The organism is Gilvimarinus sp. 1_MG-2023 (assembly GCF_030548285.1).
On the sequence record NZ_JAUOSC010000250.1, the window covers coordinates 1 to 401 of the forward strand.

Consider the following 401-nt stretch of genomic DNA (forward strand, 5'->3'; position numbering starts at 1 on the left):
ATCCAACTCGGCAAACACCGGCCCGGCCAGCATGCCGAGCAGGCAGCAGCAGGTAATAAACAGTTTTTTCACAATGAGGCTCCGCGTCTGATGATCAGGAAAACCAACAGACACCCCGGTCCAGATAAGAACCAGAATGTCGGCGGGCGGAATCAGGTAGTCAGATACCCTGCCAGAAGTGGCAGGGCTTGGGGGTCCGGCGTCGGCCTAGTAGTTCTGGCCAGAGCAGGTTTTGGTTTTGGTGTTGTAGTTACCGCACTTGGTAGGTGCCGTCCAATCGGCAATCAGATCCTTGGAACCCGGCAGGAAGTCGGACCAGGCATCACCAGCGACCAGGCCATCGGTTTCCCAGACAACTTCGAACTGGCCATCGTCCTGAATCTCACCGATCAGTACTGGCT

At 56.4% G+C, this 401-nt stretch carries 1 protein-coding gene; it reads right to left on the bottom strand.

Annotated features, from left to right (window positions below; translation table 11 throughout):
* Positions 1-207: 207 nt before the first annotated feature.
* The coding region (locus Q4563_RS16650; RefSeq protein WP_303605281.1) for a transporter substrate-binding protein at positions 208-401 on the bottom strand (194 nt) is incomplete at its 5' end.